The 16,023-nt window shown below is 46.3% G+C and carries 15 protein-coding genes; 5 read left to right on the top strand and 10 right to left on the bottom strand.

Annotated elements, in window-relative coordinates:
- Position 1 precedes the first annotated feature (1 nt).
- From codB to LCM00_RS15540, 7 genes are all read right to left on the bottom strand, one after another.
- Positions 2-1,264 carry a cytosine permease gene (gene codB, locus LCM00_RS15570; protein WP_224903765.1) on the bottom strand — a complete coding sequence of 421 codons (1,263 nt, stop codon included), beginning with the start codon at positions 1,262-1,264 and terminating at the stop codon, positions 2-4.
- A gap of 623 nt (positions 1,265-1,887) precedes the next feature.
- On the bottom strand, positions 1,888-2,517 hold the full coding sequence (locus LCM00_RS15565; protein ID WP_224903763.1) for an SGNH/GDSL hydrolase family protein: 630 nt from the start codon (positions 2,515-2,517) through the stop codon (positions 1,888-1,890).
- A 494-nt stretch (positions 2,518-3,011) separates the two neighbouring features.
- Positions 3,012-3,890 (bottom strand): 3-hydroxy-5-phosphonooxypentane-2,4-dione thiolase, encoded by an 879-nt coding sequence (lsrF, locus tag LCM00_RS15560; RefSeq protein WP_224903761.1) that lies wholly within the window; start codon positions 3,888-3,890, stop codon positions 3,012-3,014.
- A 19-nt stretch (positions 3,891-3,909) separates the two neighbouring features.
- Positions 3,910-4,980 (bottom strand): autoinducer 2 ABC transporter substrate-binding protein LsrB, encoded by a 1,071-nt coding sequence (lsrB, locus tag LCM00_RS15555; RefSeq protein ID WP_224903759.1) that lies wholly within the window; start codon positions 4,978-4,980, stop codon positions 3,910-3,912.
- A 1-nt stretch (position 4,981) separates the two neighbouring features.
- Entirely contained in the window at positions 4,982-5,980 is a 999-nt protein-coding gene (locus tag LCM00_RS15550) for an ABC transporter permease (RefSeq protein ID WP_224903757.1), read from the bottom strand.
- Positions 5,981-6,982, bottom strand: coding sequence for an ABC transporter permease (locus LCM00_RS15545; RefSeq protein WP_224903755.1), 1,002 nt, complete (start codon positions 6,980-6,982; stop codon positions 5,981-5,983). It abuts the gene before it with no gap.
- 14 nt (positions 6,983-6,996) lie between these two features.
- A complete protein-coding gene (locus tag LCM00_RS15540; protein WP_224903752.1) occupies positions 6,997-8,481 on the bottom strand; it encodes a sugar ABC transporter ATP-binding protein in 1,485 nt (494 codons plus the stop codon).
- A gap of 288 nt (positions 8,482-8,769) precedes the next feature.
- On the opposite strand from LCM00_RS15540, the gene LCM00_RS15535 reads away from it, so the two are divergent.
- From LCM00_RS15535 to LCM00_RS15515, 5 genes are all read left to right on the top strand, one after another.
- Positions 8,770-9,690: a sugar-binding transcriptional regulator gene (locus LCM00_RS15535; RefSeq protein ID WP_224903750.1), complete on the top strand. Its 921-nt coding sequence runs from the start codon at positions 8,770-8,772 to the stop codon at positions 9,688-9,690.
- Positions 9,691-9,732: 42 nt separating this feature from the next.
- A complete protein-coding gene (gene lsrK, locus LCM00_RS15530) occupies positions 9,733-11,310 on the top strand; it encodes an autoinducer-2 kinase (RefSeq protein ID WP_224903748.1) in 1,578 nt (525 codons plus the stop codon).
- A 6-nt stretch (positions 11,311-11,316) separates the two neighbouring features.
- A complete protein-coding gene (locus LCM00_RS15525; RefSeq protein ID WP_224903746.1) occupies positions 11,317-11,673 on the top strand; it encodes a cupin domain-containing protein in 357 nt (118 codons plus the stop codon).
- A 212-nt stretch (positions 11,674-11,885) separates the two neighbouring features.
- Complete coding sequence (locus LCM00_RS15520) at positions 11,886-12,707, top strand: hypothetical protein (protein WP_224903744.1); 822 nt, start codon at positions 11,886-11,888, stop codon at positions 12,705-12,707.
- Between the two features lie 103 nt (positions 12,708-12,810).
- Positions 12,811-13,179 (top strand): hypothetical protein, encoded by a 369-nt coding sequence (locus LCM00_RS15515; protein ID WP_224903742.1) that lies wholly within the window; start codon positions 12,811-12,813, stop codon positions 13,177-13,179.
- A gap of 134 nt (positions 13,180-13,313) precedes the next feature.
- Here the strand turns inward: LCM00_RS15515 and LCM00_RS15510 are convergent, their stop codons facing one another.
- The 3 genes from LCM00_RS15510 to LCM00_RS15500 form a co-directional block, all read right to left on the bottom strand.
- Positions 13,314-14,042 (bottom strand): GntR family transcriptional regulator, encoded by a 729-nt coding sequence (locus LCM00_RS15510; protein ID WP_224903740.1) that lies wholly within the window; start codon positions 14,040-14,042, stop codon positions 13,314-13,316.
- 62 nt (positions 14,043-14,104) lie between these two features.
- On the bottom strand, positions 14,105-14,887 hold the full coding sequence (gene frlD / locus LCM00_RS15505) for a fructoselysine 6-kinase (protein WP_224903738.1): 783 nt from the start codon (positions 14,885-14,887) through the stop codon (positions 14,105-14,107).
- Positions 14,888-14,948: 61 nt separating this feature from the next.
- A complete protein-coding gene (locus LCM00_RS15500; protein ID WP_224903736.1) occupies positions 14,949-15,962 on the bottom strand; it encodes an SIS domain-containing protein in 1,014 nt (337 codons plus the stop codon).
- Between the last annotated feature and the right edge of the window lie 61 nt (positions 15,963-16,023).

Below are 16,023 nucleotides of genomic sequence, written 5' to 3'. Positions count from 1 at the left end.
TTTAGCTCACCTTTTCCATTTCTGATATCGTGCCTGTGTTTGCCGTGAGAGCTGCAAGCTTCGTGATGACAACGAATGTGATCGCCGCTCCTAGCAGTGCATTGACCGGAGGGATCCCCGGAATAAAGTTCGCAGCAAGCACACCTGCACCCCATGCGATCATGGCCGGCCAGTTGACAGCTTTGAATGTCATTTGCTCAAATTTCTTATACTTGCCTCTGTTGATGATAAAATAGTCTGCGAGAATGATGGCGCCAACAGGCGGCAGAGCTGCCCCAAGGATGGTCAGCCATCCGACGAAGTTATTGTAAAGCCACATTGCCAGGATAGTTCCGACGATTCCGTTAAAAATGACAACCTTGCTTTTTGAGATTTTCGTGATGCTTGAGAAACCGAGTCCGGATGCATACAGTGCATTGTCATTAGTTGTCCAGATATTAAGCCCCAGCACAAGGATGGCCGGGAGGATCAATTTTTGAATGAACATCACTTCGGAAATATCTGATTGGCCAGTTGCGATTGCGCCGATAGCACCGAAGATGAACATGAGTGAATTTCCGATAAAGAAGGCAATTACAGTCGTAATGATAGCTGAACGCTTTGTCTGGGCGAAGCGGGCAAAGTCAGGCGTCAGCGTTCCGGCACTGATAAAAGAACCGACACAGATCGTCAATGCTGCTGCAAGCCCGATTGCTTCTGTAGGCTGATACTGCATAAGGCCGTCAAGACCTCCAACCGTTTCTGTTGCCTTGAACACTGAAAAGCTGCCAAGAATGGTGATAAGCGGAACCGCGATAAAGCTCAAGATCGCCAGTGCCTTCATTCCGAAAAATGCTGTCGCCGTCATCAGGATGCCGGCAATCGCAATCAGCAGATACGCATCAAGCCCTGTCACCTTCTGGACAGGAAGAGCAAACATCGCGACACCGACGCCGAACCAGCCAACCTGGGTCGCTGCCAGTAAGAATGAAGAAAGATAAGAACCTTTTTCACCGAATGCATAGCGCGTCAGCAGATGGGTCGATAAGCCGGTCTCGGCCGCGATATAGGCAAGCGCTCCAGTATAAGCGCCAAGAATCAGGTTCCCAGCCAGGACGATGCCGATAAACTGCATAAAAGTCAGCCCTGAACCAAGCGTCCCGCCTGACCACATGCTTGCCGAGAAAAACGTCAGCCCCAGCATCACCACAAGCATTCTCCAAAATCCGCTGCGGTGCTTCTGCGGAACCGCACTCAGTGAAAAATCCAAATCTACTTTACTCATTTCCATTCCTCCTATAAGTTTCAAAAGTGTTGAAACTGGTACCGAAGGAGCCTTCGATGCTAAGAAGCTGGAACGAAAAAAGGCTTCTCGCCGTTTCCGACAAGAAGCCTTTTTCCTCATGAAAAACCAGCGGGCAGGATACACCTCACCCAATGATTCTCATAATTTCCGCTGTCCTTGCCAGCCTCACGGGACTGAATTAAAGGTACCAGTATTTAATTGTTTATTATTATTGCAGAAAAATAGGGGGATGTCAAATAGGTGGGTGGCGCGAAGAGGTGAGGTTTTACGATTTTATGGGTTTTTCTTGGAAGATTAGACGTCAGCTCTGCAGAAGGAGGCTGACTCGGGAGATAATGTCCTGCTGGATCGCATTTGAGTGTGGTATAGCATGAAAAATGCCCCTCTACTATATGTAAAAGGGACATTTTTCTTAATAGAGCTCCGAAACGTATATGATTCAACATAAATTTTCTATTATTCTACCTAAATTCTTAATTATTCTACCTATTTTTCCAATGATTCTACATAAAATCAGCGTTATTCTACAAAAAATACATTTACTGGAAACTGACACATCCTAACTCCGGCAAAAATGCCTTCATTCTGCGAACAATGCAATATCAGTTAAAGACAGACAAAGAACCTGCTCCCATAACCCACGTCCTAGCCATAAGCATATCCCCCGCCGAAGTCATATGCACCCCATCTGTCGTCAGTTTAAGACTTCCCCCTGATTCAAGGTACTGGATAAATGCCTTATGCTCCGTAACAACCGCAGCCTTGAACTGCTCAGCCAGTTCTTGTACAGCCTCAACATATGGAATAAGCAGCCGGTTCCCTTCCGAATGAACGTCCTCCTCAATGACAGTCGGCTCCATGAGCACGACTTCAGCTTCAGTCTCCTCCTTCACCTGTGTCAGCAGATCCTGATATACCTCCTTGAACCTGCCAGGATCAATCTGCACAATCCCCGGACTGTCCAGCTGCCGCCATACATCGTTAATGCCAATCGAAATGGACACAAGATCCGGCTGAATATCAATAACATCCGCCTTCCAGCGGTCGGCAAGGTCAATAATACGGTTGCCGCTCACACCTCTGTTGATAAACTCTAACTCCTTTTCAGGAAAAGACGTCAAATAGTAGTCCCGGAGGTTCCTTACATAACCGAATCCAATCTGTTCAGGATCCTCTCTTCTGCCGTGATCTGTGATGCTGTCGCCGATAAATAATAGTTTCTTTGATTTCATATGCTTCACCTGCTTTAGTTTGATTCCTTATATATTAGATCATCATCCCAGGGATTCCTGCTGACAGGATCAGATTACAGGCTGCCTTGTCTAACCAAAACTACTACCCTCTGTCTATCTGATAAGGAGAAAACGAAGTCACCACGTGCTGAGAAATGAACTGCTGCCCTGCAAAATGGTGTGGAAAGAGACAAATTGTCTTGCCAATGACTATTAAAAGTTGAAAAAGCATAAAAAATGCCCCTCTAATATGTGCTAGAGGGGCATTTCTCATTAAATGAGATGGATTCATACAGGATTCTACCTGTATCCAGTACGATTCTACCGACTTTTGCTGTTATTCTACCAACTCTTCTGGTTATTCTACCAACTTCCCGACTGATTCTACCAACTCGGCTATTTAATCTACCAACTTCCCAAATCACTCCGCCCCATTTACATTTACTACCAAAACAGTGCCAGGCACAATATTAAGTACTGCCAAACTCCCCGCTCTACCCTATCAGCGACTGATAATACTCATACCCCTCTTTATCTGTAAACCCTTCATGCACCACTTTCCCCACAGCCTGCACCATTTCTTCCGGGTGCTGGGATTGGAAAATGTTTCGGCCCATATCTACTCCGGCTGCTCCTCCCTGGATGGAGTTGTAGGCGAGGGTGAGTGCGTCTTTTTCCGGAATCTTTTTACCGCCGGCGACCACCAGGGGAACTGGGCAGGCGGATGCTACTTTCTCAAAATCATCGCAATAATAGGTTTTGACGATCTGAACACCAAACTCTGCCAGCATCCTGGTCGCGAGCAGGAAGAACTCGGTAGTGCGCGCCATTTCTTTGCCGACAGCGACGACACCCAAAGTCGGGATTGAGTATCTCAAGCCAACATTAACAGCTTTGTTCAGCTCTTCAATCGTCTCTTTTTGCCCATCTGCACCGATAAAGGTCTGAATCGCAATGGCGCTGGCATTCATCCGGACAGCATCCTCGATATCAACCACCATGGATTCATGGCTCAGGTCATTTTGCAGAATAGAAGAACCGGATGACGCCCGGAGCGCAATCGCCTTGTTGAATGAAGGCGGCACACTGCTTCTGATCGCCCCCCTTGTTCCCATCAGGCAGTCAACATATTTCTCAAGCCTCGGGACAAGCAAATCGATCCGTTCAAGTCCTGAGGTCGGCCCCATAAAATAGCCGTGATCGAATGCGAGCATAATGGTCTTTCCAGTCTTCGGGTTGAAGATCCTCGACAGCCGGTCTTTCATGCCCCAGTCATAATTGGCGGCCCCTTTTACATGGAAGCCCTCACCGCCCGCAAATGGTACATCTTCAAAAAAGTTCTTCGCCGCTTTATTGCCGATATTATCTGCCATCCTCCGCAACTCCCCCTAATTAAAAGTCATAATCACCAGTATTTTCTTTTGTAAAAACAATCCGCTCCGGCAGCACGATGATTCCGGAATCGTCCGCTTCATAGTCATAGCCCTGGATGCTGTTCGGCTCAACTGTCACTTCGCCAAGTTCAGGAACCTCCAGCTTGTCGCCAACCTTCAATTCATTGCCCTGTGCCAGGTGGTAAGCAATATAAACAGCAAGCGCTCCCTGATCCTGGACATCCCATAAGCCATGATTTAAGATAGTGCCGTTCTCCAGGAATGGCCTCATGGAATTCGGTGACGCAAACCCTGTGATCGCAACATCCTTCGCTGTCAGCCCTTTATTCTCCGCTGCCTGTGCCATTGCTGGAAGAGCAGTGGAATCAGGGCAGATGATGGCATCAATATCAGGATAGGAATCAAGGATGCTTTCCCCTACCTGCAGGGACTTCTGCTCATTTCCTTCTCCAAATTGCCTTGTGACAATTTCCCATTTCGGATATTTCTCTTTTATATACTGATCAGCATATTCAACCCAGGAGTTTTGGTCAGGAACGGTCGGACTTGAATAGAACCAGGCGACCTGCTGGGCTTCATCAGGATTTTCCAGCTGTCCGGCAACCATATCGACGAGCATCGCACCGAGTATTTCCGGTGTCCCCTGATTCACATAAACAGAACGGTATTCCGGATCAACGTCAGAATCCCAGGTGACTACCTTGATGCCTGCATCGAGCGCCTTTTTCAGCGCCTGGTTCAGACCGTCTGAAGAAACAGAAGAAATGGCAATGGCATCTGCCCCGCTGCTGACAGCGCTGTTGATGATCTGGACCTGATTGGCCACGGTCCCTTCCGGCGCCCCGTCATACTTGACCTTGAACCCTTCTTTTTTGGCCATAGCCTGGGCCCCGTTATTGCCTGATTCAAAAAATGCATTCCCGGTCATTTTCGGGATAAAGACAACTTCAATGTCATCAGCTTTTTTCCCGCCGGAACTGCCGCCGGAGTCTTTCTCCCCGCTGCAGCCTGCCAGCAGAAGCGAAGCCATGGCCATACCAAGGAACAGCTTATAAGGCTTAAATCTCATCTCAATCGACCCCCATTTTTTTAGGTGCAAGAATCCTTTTCACCGAATGCTTGAAATCAGATGACAGTCCAAGGAATGCGACAGAAATAATCAGAAGCAGGCCGGTCGCAAGGCCAATATACTGTGTGGAAACGCCGCCCATCTGCAGACCGAGCTGCAGCAGACCGACGATGATGCTGGCAAGCGCAGTGCCGATAACACCTCCTTTGCCTCCCGTGATCAAGGTTCCTCCAAGCACAACGGCAGTCAGGATCGGCATCAAATATTCAGAGCCGAAATCCGCCCGGGCGCTGCCCAGGTAGGAAGTCAGCATCACGCCTGCTACACCCGCGCTCAATCCCGATAGGACATAGGTGCTGGCGATGATTTTTCTAGTATCAATGCCTGCGTATTCTGCCGCATTCTGGTTGATGCCGGTTAGATATATATACCTTCCGTATTTCGTTAAATGCAGAAGGACATATGCGAAGAAAAACATGACAAGGAAGAGGAGAACAGAGTTTGGGATGCCCATCACTTCCCCATAGGCCAGGCTGCTGAAGGCCTCCGGAAAGCCTGATATCCCTTCATACGTACTCACTCCTGACAGGCCGACGATGACAATGGATATGCCGCTGTAGAGCAGCATCGCTCCAAGGGTGATCACCATCGCCTGCACTCGCCCGTAAGCGATCAAAATTCCATTCAAGAGCCCGCAAAGCCCGCCTGCCGCTATCGCCAAAATGACCGACAGCCAAATATTGAGCCCTGCCACCTGCGATAGAATCCCCGCAAGGACCGAGGTAAGCCCAATGATCGATCCGCCGGATATGTCGATCCCCCCTGTGATGATGACAAAGGTGACAAAAAAGGCGACAAGGGCGATGCCGATAAAATCATTAAAGCTTCCCAGCAGGATGGAGATATTCCAGAACCTCGGATTGATCAGGCCGAAAACAATTATTTCCACAAGTAAAATGAACAGCAGCATAAGGTTCCATTTAGGAATCTTCCGAATCACTTATATTTGCACCTCCTTCTGAAGGATCCGCGCATTCAGCCTTTCCTTTTTCGCCTTTTTCATCGCTTTCCTGGTCAGCAGGGTGTCGATGACCACAATAAGGATTAAAAGGGATCCGGATATTGCCGCATTCCAGAAAGCAGGGACCTTCATGAACACAAGAGCCGAATTGATTGAAGTCATAATGATGGCGCCGATCCCCGCTCCGATGACAGACCCGATTCCGCCGCTGAGAGAAACTCCGCCGAGAACAGCGCCCGCAATGACGGTCATTTCAATGCCGGCTCCTGCAGTGGTTGAGATGAAGCCAATCTGGCTGGCAAAAATCAGCCCGGCTATAGAGGCGGAAATGCCGGAGATGACAAAGGCATAAGTTTTATAGCGCTGCACGGGAATTCCGAGCAATACCGCTCCCTCTTCGTTATCACCGATTGCGGCAAAATACCTTCCTTTATTGCTTTTTGAAAGATAAAAATGTACAAGGATCACCGCTGCAATCACCAGCAGGGAGAGGATATTCACACCGGCCAGGCTGAACTTGGAAAGACCCTTAAAGCCTGCCGGCAGATTCTCCACCCATTTCCCATCAGCATAAATGACATGAAGAACCCGCGTGATTTCAAGCATTCCCAGGGTCATAATAAAAGATGAGATTTTTAGCCTCGTCACTCCCAATCCATTGATGAGCCCGATGGCCGCACCTATGAAAAGGGCTGCCGCTGCTGCCGTGAAAAGGCTGCCGCCGCTTTTCAGGATGGTGCCCGCCACCGCAGCGCTAAGCCCCATGATCCCCCCTATTGAAATATCAATATTTCCTGTCAGCAGCACAAATGTCATACCCACAGCCAAGACAATATAAAGAAGGCTGCTTTTCACAGAGGCCTGTATGTTTGCCAGAGTCAGAAAGTCGCTGTTTACGAGGCCGACAAGCGTAAACAGCATAATTAAGAATAATAAAGTCCTGAATTCCCGCCGTGACGCCGCCCATTTCAACGCAGACATCTACATCACATCCTTCATAACGTTCCAAAAGCAGATTTCATCACATTGGCAGCATTGATTTCATCAAATCCGAGGCATACATTGCAGGTGCCCTGATAGATGGTGTAGATTCTGTCGCTGAGCCTCTCAATCTCCTCCAGATCGGAAGAAATCAGCAGGATAGAATAGCCCTTTTCCTTTAAGTCGGCTATGATGCTGTAAATATCGCCCCTGGCACCGGCATCAATCCCTCTGGTCGGTTCGTCCATGATGATCACCTGCGGGTTACCGGCAAGGATCCTGGAGATGACAACCTTCTGCTGATTCCCGCCGGACAGTGATTTGATTTCATCCTCCTGGCTGCTCACCTTAATCCTCAGCCGGCCGACATATTCATCTGTAATGCTGCTTTCCTTATTCCTGCTGCTGAAAAAGCCCTGCCGCCTGAGTATTTGGGCCGTCAGATTATTCCTTACCGAGCTGATAGAGAATATCCCATTCAGAAACCTGTCCTCTGGTATATAAGCCAGGCCATTTTCAATTGTTTGGCGGACAGGCAGATTCGTAATATCCTTCCCTGCCAGGAAGACCTTCCCGCTCTTCACTTTGCCTATGCCATAGATGGCCTCAGCAATTTCCGTCCGGCCGGCTCCAACCAGCCCCGCCACTCCAACTACCTCACCTTTAAAAACCTGGATGCTGATATCCCTGAAGCCATCCCCGCTGATATTTCTCACATCAAGGACCGGCTCCTCATCAGCACGCTCCCTCTGCTTTTTTTCAAAAACATCCTTACCCTTTTCCTGGCTTTCTTCCGGCAGCAGCCCTTGGATGAGCATCTCCTTCGTAAATTCATCGATTCTTCCTTTAAGCGTTATTCTGCCGTCACGGAGAATGACTGCATGGGTTGAGATTTGAAAAACCTCATCAAGCCTGTGGGTAATATAAAAAATGGCCACACCCGATTCTTTCAGCCTCTCAATCAATTGAAACAATGCTTCCGTTTCAGCAAAGGTCAGAGCAGAAGTAGGCTCATCAAGTATCAGGACCTTTGCCTCCCTGAGAAGCCCTTTAATAATTTCGAGCTGCTGCTGCTCCGCTATTGACAGGGATGCGGCCAGCCTTCCAAGTTCAAGATTCCAGTCCAGCCGGCGAATGAGCTCAGCGGCCCTTGCCTTCACTTCAGCCTTATCCCGGGCAAAGCCAATCGTCAGATTCTGTTCAACTGTCATATTGGGAAAAAGCAAAGGCTCCTGCGGGACAAGATAGATCCCTTTTTCATGGGCGATAGCGGGATGATAGTGCCCGATTTCCTCTCCGCCAATTTCGAGTGTCCCTGCATCCGCCTTATAAACGCCAGTCAGAATCTTCATGAGTGTGCTTTTTCCTGCCCCATTGCCCCCAATGATCGAAATCACTTCTGATTCACTTATTTCAAGCGAGACCCCCTTCAGGACCTTATTCTGCTGAAAGGATTTATGGATATCCGCAAGCCGGATAAGGCATGGAAGCTCCTCCATATGACCCCTCCTTCTAAATACCTGCATATTTGAAAACGCTTACTCGCTACATTTTATTCACGGCAAATCATTTTATTAATTTTTGTTTGAAGAAAATATGAATTTATTATTTTTCTTCTGAAGTTCTAACCGGTCCTGGTCCCCTGACGCAATGCCATCCCTTTGCCTCTGGCATTTTTCCGTATCAGCATGCCCGCAGCCACTTTACTGTCATATTTTCTTTTTCCCTGAACATATGTTTAACTGTAAAGATTTTGTTTACATCCCATAAGAAGATGAGTGATGACAATGTCCTATGAAAATGATCTGATTACAAAGATTGCCTGGAAGTACTATATTGAGGGGCTGACGCAAAATGAGATTTCCGAATCTCTGAACCTTTCAAGGATGAAGGTGATCAAATACCTTGAAAAAGCAAAAGCCAATCATGTGATCCAATTCAGGATTGATCTGGAGAAGATCAATTATCAGGAGCTTCAACAAGAGATAAAAGAAAAGTACCAGCTGAAGGATATCTATATTGTCCCGGCCGCCAATGATGCGGAAAGCGAGAATTTTACGCTGGCCGCGGCGCAGTATATTGAAGACAGGATTACCGGGGATACGCTGATCAGCATCGGCTATGGGGAGGCCGTCTCCAAGACGCTTGGGCATTTGCAAATTTCCACTAAATATAATGTGACATTCGTGTCTTTATCGGGCGGTGTAAAGTTTTATATGCCGACCGCAATTGATACACGTTCTGACTACTATACCAATCCCAACTACAAGCACTACATCATCCCTTCTCCATTAATGGTCTCATCCGAAAAGCTGGCAAAGGAAATGCTTGCGGAAAAGCCCATCAGGAATGTGCTCGAAATGATCCCGCATTCCAATATGACGATTATGGGCATCGGCGCCCTTAATGACAAAGCCACCATTGTAAAAGAAGGCTATTTGAATTCTATGGACATTGACATCATAAAAACCCAGGGTGCTGCCGGCGATATGCTGAGCCAATTCTACGATATTAACGGCAATCTCATTGATTTAGATCTTCATAAACAGCTGATCAGCAGCGAAATCGGCATACTGAAGTCACTCAATCACGTTGTGGCCGTTGCGGGAGGCGCTCATAAAAGGGAAGCGATCATCGGCGCCCTAAAGGGAGGATATATTGATGTTCTGATTACTGACGAAGCAGCAGCAAGAGGCTTAGTTGAGTGAACCGACCATGGCCGGATTAGATCAGGGGAAGGATGACTGTGAATGGATCAATATTTAATGGCGATTGATGCAGGGACCGGGAGCGCCCGGGTCATTCTCTTTGATACAAAGGGAAACGAGGTCTGCACCTCACAGGCAGAATGGAAGCATTTAGAGGATGAAAGGTATCCCGGGTCAATGGATTTCGATGTGGAGAAGAACCTGAATATCATTATTGCATTAATTAAGGAGACCATTGGAAAAAGCGGCGTAAACCCTGATGCGATTGTCTCTGTCTCGACAACCAGCATGAGGGAAGCCATCGTCCTCTATGATGAAAACGGCCGGGAGCTTTGGGCCTGCGCCAATGTCGACTCCCGCTCGGAAAACGAGACAGCCAAACTAAACAGCGGGGACAGCTCCCTGGAGGCCGAGATGTACAGCATCTCCGGCCAGACCTTTTCTTTAGGTGCCATTCCCCGCCTTCTTTGGGTTAAAAATAATCTGCCTGACATCTATCAGCAAACAAAATATGTGACCATGCTGAATGACTGGATTGTCTACCATCTAAGCGGCATCCTCTCTGTTGAGCCTTCCAATGGATGCACGACCGGACTGTTCAGCCTGGCGAACCGAAGCTGGGAAGCTGAGATTGGCAGGAAAGCCGATTTGAGAGATGATATTTTCCCAGCCGTATATGAAAGCGGAACAGCAGTTGGTAAGATCACCTCTAAAATGAATGCGCTTACAGGTCTAAGCACAGAAACACTTGTTGTCGCTGGAGGCGGAGATGCCCAGCTGGCCTGCATCGGGGCCGGGATCATCAATGAAGGAGACGCCGCGGTCATTGGCGGGAGCTTTTGGCAATATGAATATACAACGAAAAAGCTGCAGATGGATCCTGGATGCAGGGTCAGGATCAACTGCCATAGCATTCCTGATACATGGCAGTATGAAGCCATCGCCTTCTTCCCCGGCCTTGTGATGAAATGGTTCAGGGATAGCTTCTGTGATCTGGAAAAATATCTGGAAAACGAAACGAATGAAAGCATCTATGAACAGATGGAGAGAAAAGCACTGCATGTTCCGGCCGGCAGCAACGGCCTGCTCTGCACCTTCTCAGATACCATGAATTATATTTCCTGGAAGCATGCAGCACCCGGCTTCCTCAACTTCAAGCTCGACAGCGCCAGGTTCAATAAGGCTGCCTTTTACCGGGCGATCATGGAGAATGCCGCCTTCGTTACAAAAGGAAACATGGAGCTGATCAGCGGAATAACCGGCGCTTCCCCCGACTCTGTTATATTTGCAGGCGGAGCTTCCAAAAGTCCATTATGGTGCCAGATCGTATCCGATGTCCTCAATAAGCCAGTCAAAATTCCGGTGGTACGAGAATCCACTGCCCTTGGTGCCGCCATCTGTGCAGGTGTAGGAGCAAATATATACAGCAGCTTCGATGATGCAATTGAGAAGGTCGTGGCATTTGAAAAAACCTATTATCCTAACAAAGAAAATCACGCAGTCTATGAAAAGCTGTATCAAAAGTGGACCCGTATTTATAAAAACCAGCTGGAATTGGCAGACCAGGGACTCACCGACCATATGTGGATCGCCCCGGGATTAAAAGAGAGCGGAGTGTGATGAGAGATGAGCGTAATCAATGAAAACGAGGAAGCATACCGTTTCGGGGACAGCGGACCGAAATATCTCCTGAGGGGGCCGCGAATGAACTTTGGCCTCGTCGTCCTTCAGCCCGGCCAGGACTTCCCTGCCCACTACCATGAAATCATGGAAGAAAACTTCTTCGTCCTCGAGGGCGAGCTCGAAATCCATATCGACGGCGAGATCTTCAGCTGCCGGAAAGGCGACTTCATCCATGTGGAGCCGAAGAAAGTACATTATTTGGTGAATAAAGGAAAGGATGTCTTTAAAGGGGCGTTTATGCTGGCTCCTTATCAGATCAAGGATAAGGTGGATGTGGATTATAGACCGAATGCACAGTAAGGGACAGAATTTTTCTGTCCCTGTTTTTTTGAAATAAATGTCCTGCTTTTTTGAGCTTCTCCTATATTCAAATCTGATAATAAACCTGCTCCGAAGAATTATCACACAATACCAATAACAGGAAATAAACTATATCTTTTCTTCCCATTTACCCCACTTACAAAATTAGGATATGATTATAGTAAATTCACAACATAGAAGGGAACAACAAAATGAAGAGTTCAATCTGGAGAGTTTCAATCGTATTGATTATCAGCCTCTTATATTATTTAAGTATATATGAAGAGGATCCAACGTTTGGTCTTTTAGAGATCGCAGCAAATATCAGGTTTATAGGGTTCACATTCCTTATCAGTATTCCAATTGTTTTTATACTAAACAGCAAAAGGTTCTATGATAAATTGGGACTGGTGTTTTTCTGTGTACTACTGTCTATTTTTCTGGCCTTCTTGGGTGTGGGAAAAATAAAGTTTCTTATTGAGGATTCACTTGTCAATAAAGCAGTTCAGGCGACTGAAGAAAGCTTTCATGTCCAATTGCCGGAAGAAGCTGTTTTTAAGGCATTTGAAAACCACTTGCTGGTGGATAATGAGAATGGCGGCTTATCTGTTTACGATTCGAGCGGTAAAGAGGTAGAAAGAAAGACGATTAGGGCCATAGCAAAGGAAGCTGTCCCTGGCCTGCCTCTTACAGATGAACAGAAGGAAACGACTTATTATGATGCATTTATACCTGAGAGGCTTCATTATAATCTTTTAGAAAAAACGAATGACTATAATATGTCCCTCATATTCAGATATGTTACAAATGAGGTCCCGCCAAATTTCACACCTGATCCTGATATGCCAGCGGATGCTAAGGAAATCAAGTTTAATTATATGATCACCTACACAGTAGCCTTAGATAAAGATGGGAAGCTCAAAATTGATCCTCAGCAATACCATAAGGAATCAAAATACCTTTTTAGCTACAAAGCCTCCGGAGAAGAACTTATCGCCGCCCCGCCGAGTGCCATATTAATAAGTGACTTGTAACTATTTCGCAATAAAAAATTCCCAGTAATTTCATCTTACAAATATTGGCGGTTTCCTCTATGCTTTTAAAAGCATCACTGAATTTTCCAATAGAGGTGAAAACATGAAAAATCAAAAGATCAGTATATTAATAACCCTTTTATACTGCTTTCCATTTGTCTTCTTTGCCATGTACCAGGATTTTTCATTCCGGCCTCTGCTCGGTTATTCCATCATGGTGATAGGCACCGGCCTTCTGGCTTTCTTCAGCAGGCTTAATCAGAGCTTAATTCCCTTTATTGCCGGGAATATTGCTTCATTCGCCATTTCTTTTTATTTTACGATCAGCATGGCCGGGAATGACCGATGGCAATCATATACAAAGCCGCTTGAACCATACCAGGCCCTCATATTGTTTACCTGCCTGAACCTGGTTCCGCAGCTGATTGGTGTTTGGGCCGGCAAGAGATATAGCAGGAAAGTGAGAGCATAAAGGAATGCATTAAAATTATAACTCCTATTCCTATATTTGCTGGTTTTCCTTAAACTATATTAGTTAGGAATTTTTTTGAAAGTATAAATGGAAAAGGGCCATACTCCACAAAAAGGGAGTATGGCCCCAGGCTTCTATTTCGCCCGATGAACAGTCAAATTCACTTTATTCGTTTCACATACAAATGTAGAAAGATGGACAGGTTCATCCTTTGAATCAAACGCAATCTTGACGATTCTGAAAAGATTTGCGCCAATATCGCATTCCAGCAGTCTGGCGTGATCTTTCGTGGCCCCGATCACATCGATGATTTTGTCATTGCTGATTATTTCAGTGCTGTAATCCTCCAGGAGGATCTGATAGGTGGATTCAAGCCTCGCAATTTTCTTTTCCAAATCAGGGAATCGGCTGAGAGAGTAATGTGCGATGTCGTAGAATAAAGGGCGGTCATTTACATACATCAGCCGCTCCAATTCAAGAACAGGGCTGCCTTCTTCAATACGCAGATGCCCGGCGACTTCTTCTGATGCAGATATGACTTCGCTTCTTAATATCCGCGAGTTGGGAATCATCCCAAGCTGATGGCTGAATTCCGAGAAGCCGCTTACAGACAAGAGCTCGTTATGGAACTTGTTTGAAGTTACAAACGTCCCTCTGCGCGGTACGCGTGTAAGTGTTCCTTCATTCACTAATTCCTCAATGGCTTTTCGGATCGTAATCCGGCTCACATTATAAATATCACAAAGCTCTGCTTCTGTTGGAATTTGTTCATCGGGCTTGTACTTTCCGCTCTGGATGTCATTCTTCAGCATTTGCCTGATTTGCATATACAGCGGCTGAGGCGTTGAAGGATTTAAATTCATCTGGCTCATCCTTACCGTCAATAGATTGTTAAGATCTATTATACATTGATCTAACTCCCCAGTCACCAGGCACCAAAATATCTGATTGTATTGGCGGCAGTCTTTGCGCCCAATTCCAAACAGCTTTGTATTGAAAGGCCCTCCAAAATACCGTACGTAAACCCGGCTATGAAAGAATCTCCCGCTCCCATCGTATCCACAACCTCAGTATCCACCACACCATACTCGTAAAAATCTCTTCCATCATAAGCAAGCGAACCTTTTTCACCCAAAGTGGCAACCGCAATTTTTGCCCCTTTGCCAACCGCATTTTTTAAAAACTGGCGGATAAACGCATCATCTTCCTTATAAGAGAAGAAAGGATAATCAACATATGGCAGCAGACTTTGAACCAGCTTATGGGCCAGCTGATCAGAAAAGTCAAAGGACGTCAGCAGCCCTTTTTTCTTAAAAAGAGAAAAATAGTTTTCCGCATGTCCCCATAGCCCTGCATGCACCAGCTGATGAGCGGCAATAAACTCAAGTTCCTCTCCTGTCAAAGCAAATTCTCTCATAACACCTTCATCATAGTCACCAAACCGCCGGTCATTGCCTTCCATATGTACATCTGTAACAGCTGTTTTTCCTTCCTTTATGGAAAGATGGGCTGTATCCACCCCCTTATTCCGGATGGCTTTGATCATTTCTTCTCCATAGTGGTCTGTGCCGACCCAGCCAATATACGCGGGTTCCGCTCCCAATGATTTTAAATAAACCGCCACATTTACGGGATTTCCCCCAGGATAGGCTTTCCCGCTATCCTTATAGACATCCATGCAGTTATCCCCGACTGTAACGACCTTCATGGTGCTTTCACTCCTTTCAGCTTAAGAAAGGAGCACTACCGCAAGTAGTGCTCTATTTTTCTTAATATTCCATTTTGCGATAATAGCGTCTGAGTTCTAAAGGATGATTTCTCTCCCGCTCAAGGTAAACGCTGATGCGGCTGAGGGCAGCCCAGTTGATATTGACAGCGAAATGCTTCCTGAATTCATCGCTGATTCCTTCCATTTTAAAATCCTTCGTATCAATCACGGTAAGTTCTTTTGTAATCTTCTCAGCGAAACGCTCAACACGCTCGGCAAGCGGACGGGTTTCATCTTCCCCTTTTAGCAGGATGACACTTGTATCTTCGACTACCAATTCAAGCGTGCCATGGAAAAACTCAGCAGCATGAATCGATTTTGCGTGGATCCACTGCATCTCTTCCAGTATGCACATCGCATAAGAATATGTATTGCCCCAAAGATTGCCTGACCCGACCATCATATGGTAGTCCGTATCTTTATGCTTAACAGCAAATTCCTCCGCTTTTTTATCGAAAGACTTTACTGCATCGAGAATAGCTCTTGGCAGCAATGATACTTCTTTCACGAATTGATCATATTGCGGAAACTCTTCATTGTTATGCATGAACCGGAAGGATACCATATATAAAAGCATAAAGAATGTATCAAAAGAATGCTTTTCAGATCCAGTTGTAATGCAGTAGTCGACAATTTTTGTCAGCGGCGTGTCCGGCTCAGCTACCAGAGCCAGTGTAGTTGCTCCTCTTTCTCTGCAAAATTCTGTTGCGGCCACCGTTTCCTCTGTTGTGCCTGACACAGAAGTAAAGATGCAGACAGAATCCTTTGTAAAATGCTTAGGATTTGTGGCCATGAATTCTGAAGCAATTTCTGCGCGGACATCAATGCTTGAGTGTGTTTTGAACATATATTCATAAGGATACATCATGGCGATCGTTCCGCCGGCGCCAATCATGTAAATATTGCTGTAGCCTTTTTTGCAGATACCATCAACAATCTCTTCAATTTTGCCCCTGTAGCCAAGGCCCTCTTTTTCTACTAGTTTCAAAAACAATTCTTCATCAAACTTCAACATGGGAACACTCTCCTTATGAGTCTCTTGCTTGTGACTTTATTTGTTATGTCTTGTATTATAA

Origin of the sequence: Bacillus infantis (genome assembly GCF_020171945.1) — a bacterium.
In the GTDB taxonomy this organism is placed as follows: domain Bacteria; phylum Bacillota; class Bacilli; order Bacillales; family Cytobacillaceae; genus Bacillus_AB; species Bacillus_AB infantis_A.
The sequence above is the reverse complement of the archived record's forward strand: the minus strand, read 5'-3'. Positions and strand labels throughout refer to the sequence as shown.

What these genes read in the sequence shown, in the direction of transcription:
- frlD (WP_224903738.1), bottom strand. Translation starts at nt 14,887, where the DNA reads ATGAAGGTCGTTACAGTCGGGGATAACTGCATGGATGTCTATAAGGAT.
- LCM00_RS15525 (WP_224903746.1), top strand. Translation starts at nt 11,317, where the DNA reads ATGAGCGTAATCAATGAAAACGAGGAAGCATACCGTTTCGGGGACAGC.
- codB (WP_224903765.1), bottom strand. Translation starts at nt 1,264, where the DNA reads ATGAGTAAAGTAGATTTGGATTTTTCACTGAGTGCGGTTCCGCAGAAG.
- LCM00_RS15565 (WP_224903763.1), bottom strand. Translation starts at nt 2,517, where the DNA reads ATGAAATCAAAGAAACTATTATTTATCGGCGACAGCATCACAGATCAC.
- LCM00_RS15520 (WP_224903744.1), top strand. Translation starts at nt 11,886, where the DNA reads ATGAAGAGTTCAATCTGGAGAGTTTCAATCGTATTGATTATCAGCCTC.
- LCM00_RS15540 (WP_224903752.1), bottom strand. Translation starts at nt 8,481, where the DNA reads ATGGAGGAGCTTCCATGCCTTATCCGGCTTGCGGATATCCATAAATCC.
- lsrB (WP_224903759.1), bottom strand. Translation starts at nt 4,980, where the DNA reads ATGAGATTTAAGCCTTATAAGCTGTTCCTTGGTATGGCCATGGCTTCG.
- LCM00_RS15515 (WP_224903742.1), top strand. Translation starts at nt 12,811, where the DNA reads ATGAAAAATCAAAAGATCAGTATATTAATAACCCTTTTATACTGCTTT.
- LCM00_RS15500 (WP_224903736.1), bottom strand. Translation starts at nt 15,962, where the DNA reads ATGTTGAAGTTTGATGAAGAATTGTTTTTGAAACTAGTAGAAAAAGAG.
- LCM00_RS15510 (WP_224903740.1), bottom strand. Translation starts at nt 14,042, where the DNA reads ATGAATTTAAATCCTTCAACGCCTCAGCCGCTGTATATGCAAATCAGG.
- LCM00_RS15545 (WP_224903755.1), bottom strand. Translation starts at nt 6,982, where the DNA reads ATGTCTGCGTTGAAATGGGCGGCGTCACGGCGGGAATTCAGGACTTTA.
- lsrF (WP_224903761.1), bottom strand. Translation starts at nt 3,890, where the DNA reads ATGGCAGATAATATCGGCAATAAAGCGGCGAAGAACTTTTTTGAAGAT.
- lsrK (WP_224903748.1), top strand. Translation starts at nt 9,733, where the DNA reads ATGGATCAATATTTAATGGCGATTGATGCAGGGACCGGGAGCGCCCGG.
- LCM00_RS15535 (WP_224903750.1), top strand. Translation starts at nt 8,770, where the DNA reads ATGTCCTATGAAAATGATCTGATTACAAAGATTGCCTGGAAGTACTAT.